The following is a 12,799-nucleotide window of genomic DNA, read 5'->3' as shown; positions in this document are numbered from 1 at the left end:
TGCGCCCATGGCTGCGCAGCGTGCGGGGAACAAGAGCCCTTCCGTGAGTTCGACTGAGGACCTCGACGGGTTCGGGGTCGCCGTGACGCGGGAGGACGGTCGCTGGAAGTGCAAGGCACTGTCGGCGGCGGTGTTGACGAGCCTCGAGGTGGCCGACCGGGAGCTGCGCGAGCTGCGCAGCACCGGCGCGATCTTCGGGTTGCTCAACGTGGACGACGAGTTCTTCGTCATCGTCCGGCCCGCCCCGTCGGGCACGCGTCTGCTGCTGTCCGACGCGACCATGGCGATCGACTACGACATCGCCGCCGACGTGCTCGACGCGTTGAACATCGAAATCCCGGATATCGACCCCGACGAGCTCGACGACATCGAGCCGTGGGAGGAGGGCGATCTGGGGATTCTCGCGGACTTGGGATTGCCGGAGCCGGTGCTGGCGGTGATCGCCGCCGAGTCCGATCTGTATCCGGACGAGCAGATCGAGGAGATCGCCCAGCGGCTGGGATTCGACGACGTCCTCGCCACGACGCTGGACAAGCTGCGCCCCTAGATGGGCCTGCGCGACGACGAGGCGATGATCCGGGCCGCGCTGGAGGCGGCCGCCGCGGCGCCGGCCGGCGACGTGCCGGTGGGTGCGGTGCTGTTCGATGCGGACGGGACCGAGCTGGCCCGTGCGGCGAATTCGCGGGAGGCCACGGGCGATCCGACGGCTCATGCGGAGGTGCTGGCGCTGCGCGCGGCGGCGAAGGTGCACGGCGACGGCTGGCGGCTCGAGGGCACGACGCTGGCCGTGACGCTGGAGCCGTGCACGATGTGTGCGGGCGCGCTGGTGCTGGCCAGGGTGCACCGCGTGGTATTCGGGGCATGGGAGCCGAAGACGGGTGCGGTCGGGTCGCTGTGGGACGTGGTGCGTGATCGTCGGCTCACCCACCGCCCACAGGTGCGCGGCGGCGTGCTCGAGGACGAATGCGCGGCGGTGCTCGAGGACTTCTTCCGGGCCCAGCGTCTCGCCGAACGCCGGTGACCTGCGGATTTCAACTCCGGGACCGAATCCGGTAAAGTCGTGGGCGGTGGCGTGTCCGAGCGGCCTAAGGAGCACGCCTCGAAAGCGTGTGACGGGTAACCCCCGTCCGAGGGTTCAAATCCCTCCGCCACCGCCAAGAACGGCCCCGATCCGGTTGACCGGATCGGGGCCGTTTTCGTTCGTCGAATGCGCAGTTCCGGTCGCTTCACCCGGGGTAGTTTCAGGAAGCCAACGCAACACCCCTAGTCGAAGGGTGTGTTGGTGACGAGGAAGATTCCCTGGGAGACACGAGCAGCGGCATATCGGGGGTTGGCCCGTGGTCGATCCGCGTTGGAGCTCGGCGATACTCTGGGCGTGTCGAGAACGACGGTGAACCGGTGGGCTGAGCGTGCGGGCATGGAGATCTGCCTGGGGCATGTCGGCGGTGTGAAGCCGGTGCCGATGGACGCCGAGCCACCACGGACACCGGGTAGGTCCTACCGTCGGCTCACACTGGCGGACAGGTCGTTCATCCAGGCCGCGCTGTCGCTGCCCCAACCGCTGTCGATACGCGCGATCGCTGCGGAACTGGGAAGGGCTCCGTCGACGATCGCGCGGGAGCTCGAGGCACACAGCGTCACGGACTGGGGAGAGAGCCACTACGACGCGGAACTCGCCCACTACCGGGCGTTGACGCAGCGCCCCCGTCCACGACCGGCCAAGCTCGCCGGCCCAGCCCTGCGAGGCCGGGTCGTGGCACTGTTGAATCACCGGTTCTCTCCGCAGCAGGTCGCGGCGGAACTGCAGATCCTGTTCCCCGAGCAGCCGGAGATGCACGTGTCCCACGAGACGATCTACCAAGCCCTCTACGTGCAGGGCAAAGGAACGTTGCGGCACGAGTTGACCGTGGTCAAGGCACTGCGATCCGGGCGCACCACCCGGGTGCCCCGGTCGAAGCTGCCGGCCCGCAGCAAACGGCCGTGGCTCGAGGGGGCGCTGTTGAGCGACCGCCCGGCCGAGGTGGCCGACCGGGCGGTGCCGGGGCATTGGGAAGGCGATCTGGTGGTAGGACCGGACAATTCCGGGATCGTCACCCTGGTCGAACGGTCGACCCGGTACACGCTGCTCGGGCGGCTTCCCGGCACTCGCGACAGCACCACGGTCATCGACGTGCTCACTCGTATGATCGAGGGCCTGCCCGCCGAGCTGACCCGCACGATCACCTGGGACCAAGGCAACGAGATGGCCTCGCACGCGCAGTTCACCGTCGCCACGGGCTGTCGGGTGTTCTTCTGCGATCCGCATTCGCCGTGGCAGCGCGGCACCAACGAGAACACCAACGGTCTGATCCGGGACTTCTATCCCAAGGGCACGAATTTCAACGAGGTCAGCGACGCCGATCTCGCCGAAACTCAACGCCTGCTCAACCTCCGGCCCCGGCAAACCCTCGGGTGGCGAAAGCCGTGTGACAGACTGGCCGAACTGATCGCAGGTGTTGCACTGGCTTCCTGAAACTGCCCGGCGTGTCGTGACGACAACTGCGCACTCGCGACGGTGGTCGGTCGCTGCGGCGCCCAGCCGGGCGGGCCGAACGTATAGCCGAGCTTGTCGCGCCACCTCGTGGCGGCCCGCCAGTCGCGGGCGATGGCCTGGTACTCGTGCGTCTGCAGCCGCCAGATGTTGTAGGTGCCGACGGGCTTGGTGAGTCCGTACGTGGGGCGGTGGGTCTCGCGGCGGAAGGTACCGAACAGGCGGTCCCACAGGATCAGGATGCCGCCGTAGTTGCGGTCGAGGTATTCGGGGTCGCACCCGTGGTGCACACGATGGTGTGAGGGGGTGTTGAACACGAACTCGACGGGCCGGGGCAGCGTGCCCACCCGCTCGGTGTGCACGAAGAACTGGTACACGAGCGAGACGGAGAATCCGACGAACACCATCCACGGCGGGATGCCGAGGAAGGGCAGCGGCAGCCACATGAGGATCTCGCCGCTGTTGTTCCATTTCTGGCGCAGGGCCGTGGCGAAGTTGAAGTACTCGCTCGAGTGGTGTGCCTGGTGGGTGGCCCACACGAGCCGCACCCGGTGCGCTGTCCGGTGGTACCAGTAGTAGAGCAGGTCGATGCCGAGGATCAGGATCGCCCACGTGTACCAGGCGTCCGCCGGCAGGTGCCACGGTGCGAGGTACACCCAGATCGCCGAGTAGCCGACGAGGGCCAGCACCTTCCAGGCGGCGCTGGTGCCGATGGAGACCAATCCCATGGAGATGCTCGTGCGCGCGTCGATGGCCTCGTAGCCGCCGCGCGGCGGACGGGTGTGCCCGTCGTCGCCGGGTTCGACGTGCTCGAGCGTGCGGGCGGCGGCCCATTCGAGGGCGAGGAAGAGCAGGAACGCCGGGATGGCCAGCGCGACGGGGTCGTGCAGAGGCTCGAGCAGCGACGCCCAGGACGCCGTCAGGGTCTCCCACATTCGGTCCTCCGGGAGTGATGTGAACAGGCGTCCAATCTACCGGAATGTGGTGACGGTCACTACGGCGGGCGAGGGGCCGCCGGGCGGTCACTGCGGGAGCGGCCGCCCGTCCGGACGCAGGCCGGCGAGGTAGATCGCGATCATCCGGGGCACGAGGGCGGGCACGACGTCGTCGACGAACCGCACGTGGGGGCGGGTCAGCCGGGCCACCGCCATGATCACCTCGATCGGCTGGACGTCGTCGCGGACGAGGCCGGCCTGCTGTGCGGCGTGGACGAGCTCGGTGACGCGCGCCTTGGTGCCCTCCCGGATCTCGAGGACGTCGTCGGGCAGTTCCCGGTAGCTCTCGACGATGAGAGCCGGGATCAGGGCGCCGAGCCGCAGCCGGACGGCGGTGTCGACGAATTCGGCCCAGGCACGTTCGGGGTCCGACGTCATCGCGGCGAGGGCGCGATCCGCCGCCGCGCCCGCCTCGTCGAGGGTGCGACGGGCCACGGCGTGCGCGAGATCGTCGCGGGTGGGGAAGTTGCGGTAGAGGGTGGCGATGCCGACGCCGGCGCGCTCGGCGATGGCATCGAGGGGTGCGTCGTGCCCGCGTTCGGCGAGCACGTCGCGGGCCGCGAGGATCAGGGCCTCGCGGCGGCGGGCGGCATCGGCGCGCATGGGATCTCCTGTGTTCGGCGGGTTGACACCCCGCTCCTACCGGAGGAATATACTCCACATAAACGGAGAACAATCCTCCACTTCAAGGAGCCGTCATGGTTGCCCCGACCTCCTCCCCGGACACCTCCACGGCGCGGCACGCCCCGCCGGACGCGGTACGCGTCGCCGGCGTCGTGCTCGCGCTCACCGCCGTCATCGCCCTGATGCTGTTCGCATTCGCCGCGCCCGCCGTGAACAGCGGCCCGCACGCGCTGAAGATCGGCATCGCCGGGCCGGACCAGGCCGTCGCCCAGATCGAGGCCGGCCTCTCCGGTGCCCGGCCCGGTGCGTTCGCGCCGCAGCGGTACGCCGACGCGGAGGCGCTGCGCAGCGCCATCGAGCACCGCGAGGTCGTCGGTGGCCTCGCCGTCGGGCCGGACGGGCCCGCGATGTATGTCGCCGGGGCCGGCGGCGCCCCCGTCGCTCAGGTTCTCACCGCCACGGCCACCGGCCTGTCGGAGGCCGTCGGCCGACCCGTTCCCGTGCGCGACGTCGTGCCGCTGCCGGCCGACGACCCGGCGGGGGCCGGCCTGAACTCGCTGGCCCTGCCGCTGGTCCTGGGCGGTCTGGTGCCCGCGATCGCCCTCGTCCGGCTGTTCCCCCGGCGGGTCGGCCTGCGCGTGTTCGGCGCGGTCGGCTTCGCGGTGCTCGCGGGGCTGACCCTCACTGCCGTCCTGCAGTTCGGGTTCGGCAGCCTGACCGGGAACTACTGGGCCACCGCCGGAGCGCTCACGCTGGGCCTGGCCGCCGTCTCGCTGCCACTGCTCGGCCTCGAGTCGCTCTTCGGGCTGCCCGGTTTCGGTGCCGGGGCGGTCCTGATGATGTTCGTCGGCAACCCGTTGTCGGGCTTCGCGACCACCGCAGCGTGGCTGCCGCAGGGGTGGGGCACCTTCGGTCAGCTGCTGCCACCCGGCGCCGCCGGCACGCTGGTCCGTTCGGTGGCCTTCTTCGACGGGCACGGCGGCGGGACGGCGGTGCTGGTGCTGAGCGCATGGGTCGTCGCCGGGCTCGCACTGTGCGCGGCGTCGGCACGTCGTCGCACCGCCGTCGCATGACCGCAGTTGCACCGTCGTCGCATGACCGCAGTTGCACCGTCGTCGCATGACCGCAGTTGCACCGTCGTCGCATGACCGCAGTCGCACCGCCGCATGACCGCGGCCGCGTCGCGCGCTTTCCCTCCGGTTTGGTAGGAATCGTGTGTCCGCCGGCGCCCGGCGGCCAGGCGCGAACCGAGGAGTGCGACGTGCATATCACCGCCCGGGTGGACTATGCCGTGCGCACCCTGCTCGAACTCGCGACGGCCGGCGAGGCGCCCGCCAAGGCGGAGGGCCTGGCCCGGGCGCAGCGCATCCCGCACAAGTTCCTCGAGGCGGTCCTCGGGGATCTGCGCCGAGGCGGACTGGTGCACAGCCGTCGCGGCCCCGAAGGGGGGTACTGGCTGGCCCGCCCGGCCGACGAGATCTCCATCGCGGACATCATTCGCACCGTGGAAGGCCCGCTCGCGTCGGTGCGCGGCGAGCGGCCCGAGGATGTGGTCTACACCGGCCCGGCCGAACGCCTGCGCGACGTATGGATCGCGGTGCGGGTGAATCTGCGGGCCGTCCTCGAGGAGGTCACCCTCGCCGACGTCGTCGCGGACGATCTTCCGCGGTTCGTGGCCGACCTGACCGCCGATCCGGGCGCCTGGGAACGCCGGCGCACGTGAGCGCTGCCACAACGCCCGGGGCGGTGTGGGCAACCGCATATTCTTGCAGTTCTCTGCAAATTTGCAGGGCTCTGCAAGATGCGTACCGTGGAAGACGTGACCAATCCGCCCGGACTGCGTGACCGCAAGAAGGCCGCCACGCGGGCAGCGCTCGTTGCCGCCGCGGCCGACCTTGCCCGCGCCAAGGGCATCGACGGCGTCACCGCCGACGCCATCGCCGCGAAGGCGGGCGTGTCCACCCGCACCTTCCACAACTACTTCGCGAGCAAGGAGGAGGCCGTCCTCGCGCATCTCGAGGGGTTGGTGCACTCCTGGGTCGGGCGCCTGCACTCACGGCCCGCCCGGGAACCCGTATGGGACTCCATGGAAGCCGTCGCCCGGCAGATCGTTTCGGAGCCGGACGGCGACTTCGTCGAGATGTGTTCGACCATGGAACTCGTCGATCAGAGCCCGGCACTGCTGGCGCGCCGCGTCGAGATGGAAGTGCGCGCCTCGCAACTGCTCGTCGAGGCCATCGCCGAGCGCACCGGCACCGATCCCCGGGTCGACCTGTACCCGAGCCTGGTCCGCTACGCCGCGGTCTCGGCCATGAAGTCGGCAGTCGAACTGTGGCTCGCCGGCACTTCGGGGGCGGCTTCCCCCGAGGAACTCGTCCGTGCCGCCTTCGGGCAGCTGCGGCAAGGCCTTTCCTAAGACACCTGCACGACACATCCGGAAGACGAGGTTCCCCGTGGCGACCTATCTCTATCGGATCGGCAAGTTCGCCTATCGGCGAAAAGGCACGGTCCTCTCCCTCTGGCTGGCGATCCTCGTCCTCTTCGGCGTGGGTGCGGCCACCCTGTCCGGGCCGACGACGGACTCGTTCTCCATCCCCGGCACTCCCGCGCAGCAGACGCAGGACCTGCTCGCCGAACGGTTCCCGAACGCCGCGGACCCGATGAACGCGCTCAGCGCGCGCTACGTGTTCGCCGCCCCCGACGGCGGGACCCTCGACGAACCACAGAACCTCGCGGCGATGAACGAGGTGCTGGCGGCGATCCGCGGGATCGACAAGGTGACCGCCGCCGCCAAGATCGATCCGGCCGTCGCCACCCCCGAGCAGCAGGCCGCCGTCCTCGTCGACCCCGTCACCGCGAACGCCGGTCTCGTCGAACAGATGAAGGCCGCCGCCGAGCAACAGGGCAAGCCGGAGGAGACCGCGCTCGCCGACGCGGCCGCGCTGTCGCCACTGAGCCCGGACCGCACCGTCGGATTCGTCACCGTCCCGTTCGAGGGCGGCTTCGGAGACGTCGACGACACGATGCGTGAGCAGATCGCCGCGGCCGCGGAGATCGGCCGGGACGCGGGCCTGAACGTCCAGGTCAGCGGCACCGCCGCCGCGGAGGCCGAGATGCCCGGCGGCGTCACCGAACTCATCGGCATCGGCATCGCCGCCGTCGTCCTCGCCATCACCTTCGGCTCGCTCGTCGCCGCGGGCCTGCCCCTGATCACCGCCATCATCGGCATCGCCATCGGCAGCCTCGGCATCACCATCGCCACCGGTTTCGCCGACCTGAGCTCGATGACCCCGACGCTGGCGATCATGATCGGTCTCGCCGTCGCGATCGACTACTCGCTGTTCATCGTCTCCCGGTTCCGGCACGAGATCACCGTCACCGCCGACCGTGCCGAGGCGGCCGGACGTGCCGTGGGCACCGCCGGCTCCGCCGTCGTGTTCGCCGGCCTGACCGTGATCATCGCCCTGATGGCCCTCAGCGTGGTGGGGATCCCGTTCCTGTCCGCCATGGGCTACGCGGCCGCATTCACGGTGTTCATCGCCGTGCTCATCGCGATCACCCTGCTGCCGGCGATCCTCGGCCTGTTCGGCCGCAAGGCGTTCGCCGGCCGCATCCCGGGCCTGAAGGACCACGACCCGGAGGCCGACACCGACAGGCCGAGCGCCGCCCAGCGCTACATCCGCTGGGCCACCGGCAAGCCGCTGATCCCGCTCGTCGCCGGCGTGCTGCTGCTCGGCATCCTCGCGCTGCCCGGCGCGAACCTGCAGCTCGCCCTGCCCACCGAGGCCACCGGCGACCCGAAGACCAGCGCCCGTCAGGCCTACGACCTCGTGAACGAGGCGTTCGGTCCCGGCCGCAACGGCCCGCTGCTCGTCGTCGCCGACGCCCGCGAGGCCACCGTCGCGCCGCAGCAGGCGTTCGGGGAGGTCGTGCAGCGCCTGTACGAGCAGGACGAGGTGGTCAACGCCCAGATCGTGGCCGTCAACCAGGCCGGTGACACCGCGCAGATCATGGTCACCCCCCGGTCGGGCCCCAGCGAGCCGGCGACGATGGACCTCGTGTCGAGCATCCGCGACCAGGAGGCCCAGCTGCACGACGAGATCGGCGTCTCCTACGGCATCACCGGACAGACCGCCCTCGAAGGCGACGTGTCCGAGACCCTGCAGAGCGCGCTCGTCCCGTACCTCGCGGTGGTCGTCGGACTCGCGTTCATCCTGCTGATGCTCGTGTTCCGGTCGATCCTGGTGCCGCTGACCGCGACCCTCGGATTCCTGCTCAGCGTCCTGGCGACGTTCGGCGCGACCGTCGCGGTCTTCCAGGAGGGCTGGGGCGGGCTGGTCTCCAACCCGCAGCCGATCGTCAGCTTCATGCCGATCTTCCTCATCGGCGTGGTGTTCGGCCTGGCGATGGACTACCAGGTCTTCCTGGTGACCCGCATGCGGGAGGAGTTCGTCCACGGCGCGTCCGCGAAGGAGGCCGTGCGGATCGGATTCGCCCACGGTGCCCGGGTGGTCACCGCGGCGGCGGTCATCATGATCTCGGTGTTCGCCGCCTTCATCGCCGAGCCGAACTCGTTCATCAAGTCGATCGGCTTCGCGCTCGCCGCCGCCGTGTTCTTCGACGCGTTCGTCGTGCGCATGGTGATCATCCCCGCGGTGATGGCGCTGCTCGGCGACAAGGCCTGGTGGCTGCCGACGTGGCTGGACCGCATCCTGCCGAACGTGGACGTCGAGGGCGAGAAGCTCCGCCGCGAGCTGACCGTCCCCGAGCCCAGCCGCGAGCCGGCGCACACATGACCGGACCCGGGCGCCTTTTCCGTTCCCTCGCGGGCGGAAAAGGTGCCGGGAACCGGGCTGCTGCACCGGTAGCGTGGTGATCATGCTGGTCCGGTTGCTCCCGCGGTTCCTGCGCCCTCACCGGGGGGCGCTGATCGCGGTGGTGCTGCTGCAGATGGTGGCCACCGGCACCATGCTGATCCTGCCGGCGCTCAACGCCGACCTGATCGACTACGGCGTCGCCCGCGGCGACATCGGGTACATCCTCACCACCGGCGCGGTGATGCTGGCGATCAGCTCGGTGCAGATCGGCTGCTCGATCGGTTCGGTGTACTTCGCGGCGCGCACCGCCATGGCCGTCGGCCGCGACGTGCGGCTCGCCGTGCTCCGGCGCGTCGGCGGATTCTCCGCCCGCGAGTTCGGCCGGTTCGGCGCGCCGTCGCTCATCACCCGCAACACCAACGACGTGCAGCAGGTGCAGATGCTCGTGCTGATGAGCTGCACCATCGTGGTGATGGCCCCGATCATGGGTATCGGTGGCATCGTCATGGCGCTGCGCGAGGACGCCGGCACGTCGCTGGTGCTCGTCGCTGCCGTGCCCGTCCTCGCGGTCACCATGTTCGTCCTGATCGCGAGGATGGTGCCCGCCTTCCGGGTGATGCAGGTGCGCATCGACGCCGTCAACCGGGTACTGCGCGAACAGATCACCGGCATCCGCGTGGTGCGGGCGTTCGTGCGCGAGCGCACCGAACGGGACCGGTTCGAGGTCGCCAACGTGGAACTGACCGACACGGCCCTGCACGTCGGCCGCATCAACGCTCTGCTGTTCCCGCTCGTGATGCTCATCGCCAACGCCACGAGCGTGGCCGTGCTGTGGTTCGGCGGCCACCGGATCGACACCGGTGACATGCAGGTCGGATCCCTCACCGCGCTGCTGAGCTACATCATGCAGATCCTGATGGCGGTGATGATGACGTCGTTCGTGGCGATGATGGCGCCGCGCGCGGCGGTGTGTGCCGAGCGGATCCTCGACGTGCTCGACACCGAATCGTCGCTGCCGGCGCCGGCTCGGCCCGTCCGCACCCTCGCCACCCCCGTGACCCTCGAGCTGCGGGGGGCGGCCTTCGCGTATCCCGGCGCCGACGCGCCCGTCCTGCGCGACGTGACGTTCCGGGCCGAGCCCGGCAGCACGACCGCCGTGATCGGCGGTACCGGCTCCGGCAAGACGACCCTGCTGCGGCTGATCCCGCGGCTGATCGACGTCACCGCCGGCTCGGTCCTGGTGGGCGGCACCGATGTGCGTGACCTGGACCCGCAGGTGCTGCGCGCGGCGATCGGTCTCGTGCCGCAGCGGGCCTACCTGTTCTCCGGCACCGTCGCCGACAATCTGCGGTACGGCCGCGCCGACGCGACCGACGACGAGCTCTGGCACGCCCTCGAGGTTGCACAGGCCGCGGACTTCGTCCGGGCGATGCCGGAGGGGCTGAACACCCTCGTCGCCCAGGGCGGCACCACGGTCTCGGGCGGGCAGCGCCAGCGCCTGGCCATCGCCCGGGCTCTGGTCCGCCGGCCCTCGATCTACCTGTTCGACGATGCGTTCTCGGCCCTGGACCAGGCCACCGACGCGCGGCTGCGGGAGGCACTGTTCCCGGAGACCCGCGATGCGTGCGTCGTGGTCGTCGCGCAACGGGTGTCCACGGTGCTCGACGCCGACCGCATCGTCGTACTCGACGGCGGGGCCGTCGTCGGCTCGGGCACGCATCTGGAACTGCTCGCGAGCTGCCCGACCTACGCCGAGATCGTCGAGTCGCAGCGCATGGTGACCGCATGACCGAGCGCAAGGAGGCGGGGCCGCGGCTCGGGGGTGTGGACCCGGGCGCGCCGGAGAACCGGGCACGGCAGAAGTGGCCGGCCACCAAACGGCTCGTCGGCCTGTTGCGGCCGCACCGGTGGGCCGCGGCCGTGGTGCTCGTCCTGGCCGTGCTCGGGGTGGTGGCGTCCTCGGTGGCGCCCCGCATTCTCGGCCACGCCACCGACCTGATCTTCAGCGGGGTGATCGGCCGTCAGCTGCCCGCCGGGCTGTCGAAGGAACAGGCGGTCGAGGCGCTGCGGGCGCAGGGACGCGACCAGTTCGCGGAGATGGTGTCGGCCATGTCGCTCGTGCCGGGCGCGGGCATCGACTTCGCCGCCCTCGGCCGCACCCTCGTGTTCGTGCTCGCGCTGTACCTGCTGTCGTCGGGCCTGATCTGGCTGGCGGCGTACGGGCTCAACGAGATCGTGCAGCGCGTCATCCGCGATCTGCGATCCCGGGTGGAACGCAAGGTGCACGCGCTGCCGTTGCGCTATTTCGACTCCCATTCCCGCGGTGATCTGCTCAGCCGCGTCACCAACGACATCGACAACATCTCGCAGGGCTTGCAGCAGTCGATCAGCCAGCTGGTGCTGTCGGTGCTCACCCTGCTCGGGCTCGTCGTGATGATGGTGTGGATCTCGCCGCTGCTCGCGCTCGTCGCGATCCTCATGGTGCCGGCGTCGGTGGTGGTGACCGCGGTGGTGGCGAAGCGGTCCAAACGGCACTTCGTGACCCAGTGGAAGGCCACCGGCAACCTCAACGGCCAGATCGAGGAGGCCTTCACCGGCCACGAACTCGTCACCGCCTTCGGCCGGACCGCCGAGGTCGAGCGTCGCTTCACCGAGACCAACGACGAATTGTTCCGGGCCGGGTTCCGCGCCCAGTTCGTCTCCGGTCTGGTGATGCCGCTGGTGATGTTCATGAGCAACCTCAGCTACGTCGCGATCGCCGTGCTCGGCGGGCTGCGGGTCGCGTCGGGCACCGTCAGCCTCGGCGAGGTGCAGGCCCTGATCCAGTACTCGCGGCAGCTCGGTCAGCCGCTCGGCCAGATCGGCGCGATGGTCAACCTGCTGCAGTCCGCGGCGGCGTCCGCCGAGCGGGTGTTCGAGATCCTCGACGAACTCGAACAGGAGCCCGACTCGCCTGCCCCCGTCACCCCGTGGGGGCGGCACGGCCTGGTCGAGTTCGAGGACGTCTCGTTCTCGTACCTGCCGGAGCGACCGCTGATCGAGCATCTCGACCTGCGCGTCGAGCCGGGGCAGATGGTCGCGATCGTCGGGCCCACCGGCGCGGGCAAGACCACCCTGGTGAACCTGATCCTGCGCTTCTACGAACTGGATTCGGGACGAATCCTCGTCGACGGCGTGGACATCACGACCATGAGCCGCGACGAGCTGCGCTCGCGTATCGGGATGGTGCTGCAGGACACCTGGCTCTTCGGGGGCACCATCCGCGACAACATCGCCTACGGCAGGCCGGACGCCACCGAGGACCAGATCCTCGAGGCCGCCCGCATCAGCTACGTCGACCGGTTCGTGCGTTCCCTGCCCGACGGCTACGACACCGTGATCGACGAGGACGCCGGCAACATCAGCGCGGGGGAGCGGCAGCTGATCACCACGGCCCGCGCCTTCCTCGCGCAGCCGTCCATCCTGATCCTCGACGAGGCCACCAGCTCGGTCGACACCCGCACCGAGCTGCTCGTGCAGCACGCGACGGCGGTGCTGCGCCGGGACCGCACCAGTTTCGTGATCGCGCACCGGCTGTCGACCATCCGCGACGCGGACCGGATCGTGGTGATGGAGCACGGGCGCATCGTGGAACAGGGCACGCACGACGAGCTCCTCGAGGCCGGCGGCGCCTACTTCCGGTTGTACGACGCGCAGTTCCGCGCCCTCGTGGAATGACCGCCAGGCGAGGCGGACGCCGGCGGGATCGTCGCGCCGGTCGTGGATCCGCCCACGCAATTGCAGGAGCGGATTCCGAAGCGGCGAGCGAATTTCCGACGAGGCGGGCGGATCGG

10 protein-coding genes, 1 tRNA gene and 1 pseudogene are annotated in these 12,799 nt (G+C 70.1%); 10 read left to right on the top strand and 2 right to left on the bottom strand.

From position 1 onward, the window contains the following. Window positions 1-7 precede the first annotated feature (7 nt). The 4 genes from A4U64_RS22925 to A4U64_RS22910 all read left to right on the top strand — a co-directional run bounded on the left by A4U64_RS22925 (window position 8) and on the right by A4U64_RS22910 (window position 2,512). Complete coding sequence (locus tag A4U64_RS22925; RefSeq protein WP_029547061.1) at window positions 8-547, top strand: tRNA adenosine deaminase-associated protein; 540 nt, start codon at window positions 8-10, stop codon at window positions 545-547. After that, window positions 548-1,021, top strand: a complete 474-nt coding sequence (locus A4U64_RS22920; RefSeq protein ID WP_006944474.1) for a nucleoside deaminase — start codon at window positions 548-550, stop codon at window positions 1,019-1,021. It begins immediately after the preceding gene. Window positions 1,022-1,066: 45 nt separating this feature from the next. Continuing rightward, a tRNA-Ser gene (locus A4U64_RS22915) sits at window positions 1,067-1,157 on the top strand. A 125-nt stretch (window positions 1,158-1,282) separates the two neighbouring features. Beyond that, window positions 1,283-2,512 (top strand): IS30 family transposase, encoded by a 1,230-nt coding sequence (locus A4U64_RS22910; RefSeq protein WP_232334099.1) that lies wholly within the window; start codon window positions 1,283-1,285, stop codon window positions 2,510-2,512. Between the two features lie 17 nt (window positions 2,513-2,529). Here the strand turns inward: A4U64_RS22910 and A4U64_RS22905 are convergent. Next, a pseudogene (locus tag A4U64_RS22905) lies at window positions 2,530-3,465 on the bottom strand (sterol desaturase family protein); the annotation flags it as partial. Between the two features lie 87 nt (window positions 3,466-3,552). After that, window positions 3,553-4,128, bottom strand: a complete 576-nt coding sequence (locus A4U64_RS22900; RefSeq protein ID WP_006944476.1) for a TetR/AcrR family transcriptional regulator — start codon at window positions 4,126-4,128, stop codon at window positions 3,553-3,555. Between the two features lie 95 nt (window positions 4,129-4,223). On the opposite strand from A4U64_RS22900, the gene A4U64_RS22895 reads away from it, so the two are divergent. The 6 genes from A4U64_RS22895 to A4U64_RS22870 all read left to right on the top strand — a co-directional run bounded on the left by A4U64_RS22895 (window position 4,224) and on the right by A4U64_RS22870 (window position 12,683). Beyond that, window positions 4,224-5,222: a hypothetical protein gene (locus A4U64_RS22895; RefSeq protein ID WP_065923169.1), complete on the top strand. Its 999-nt coding sequence runs from the start codon at window positions 4,224-4,226 to the stop codon at window positions 5,220-5,222. A 188-nt stretch (window positions 5,223-5,410) separates the two neighbouring features. Beyond that, window positions 5,411-5,872 carry an RrF2 family transcriptional regulator gene (locus tag A4U64_RS22890; RefSeq protein ID WP_006944482.1) on the top strand — a complete coding sequence of 154 codons (462 nt, stop codon included), beginning with the start codon at window positions 5,411-5,413 and terminating at the stop codon, window positions 5,870-5,872. Between the two features lie 78 nt (window positions 5,873-5,950). After that, window positions 5,951-6,565, top strand: a complete 615-nt coding sequence (locus tag A4U64_RS22885; RefSeq protein ID WP_065923168.1) for a TetR/AcrR family transcriptional regulator — start codon at window positions 5,951-5,953, stop codon at window positions 6,563-6,565. Between the two features lie 37 nt (window positions 6,566-6,602). Further along, a complete protein-coding gene (locus A4U64_RS22880; RefSeq protein ID WP_029547067.1) occupies window positions 6,603-8,945 on the top strand; it encodes an MMPL family transporter in 2,343 nt (780 codons plus the stop codon). An 82-nt stretch (window positions 8,946-9,027) separates the two neighbouring features. Further along, the gene (locus tag A4U64_RS22875; protein WP_029547068.1) at window positions 9,028-10,755 is read left to right on the top strand and encodes an ABC transporter ATP-binding protein; all 1,728 of its coding nucleotides are present in this window, start codon (window positions 9,028-9,030) and stop codon (window positions 10,753-10,755) included. Further along, window positions 10,752-12,683, top strand: coding sequence for an ABC transporter ATP-binding protein (locus A4U64_RS22870; RefSeq protein ID WP_029547069.1), 1,932 nt, complete (start codon window positions 10,752-10,754; stop codon window positions 12,681-12,683). The genes A4U64_RS22875 and A4U64_RS22870 overlap by 4 nt, the downstream gene beginning before the upstream one ends. Window positions 12,684-12,799: the final 116 nt, after the last annotated feature.

The sequence above is a fragment of the Rhodococcus sp. WB1 genome (genome assembly GCF_001700945.1).
In the GTDB taxonomy this organism is placed as follows: domain Bacteria; phylum Actinomycetota; class Actinomycetes; order Mycobacteriales; family Mycobacteriaceae; genus Rhodococcus; species Rhodococcus aetherivorans.
The sequence above is the reverse complement of the archived record's forward strand: the minus strand, read 5'-3'. Positions and strand labels throughout refer to the sequence as shown.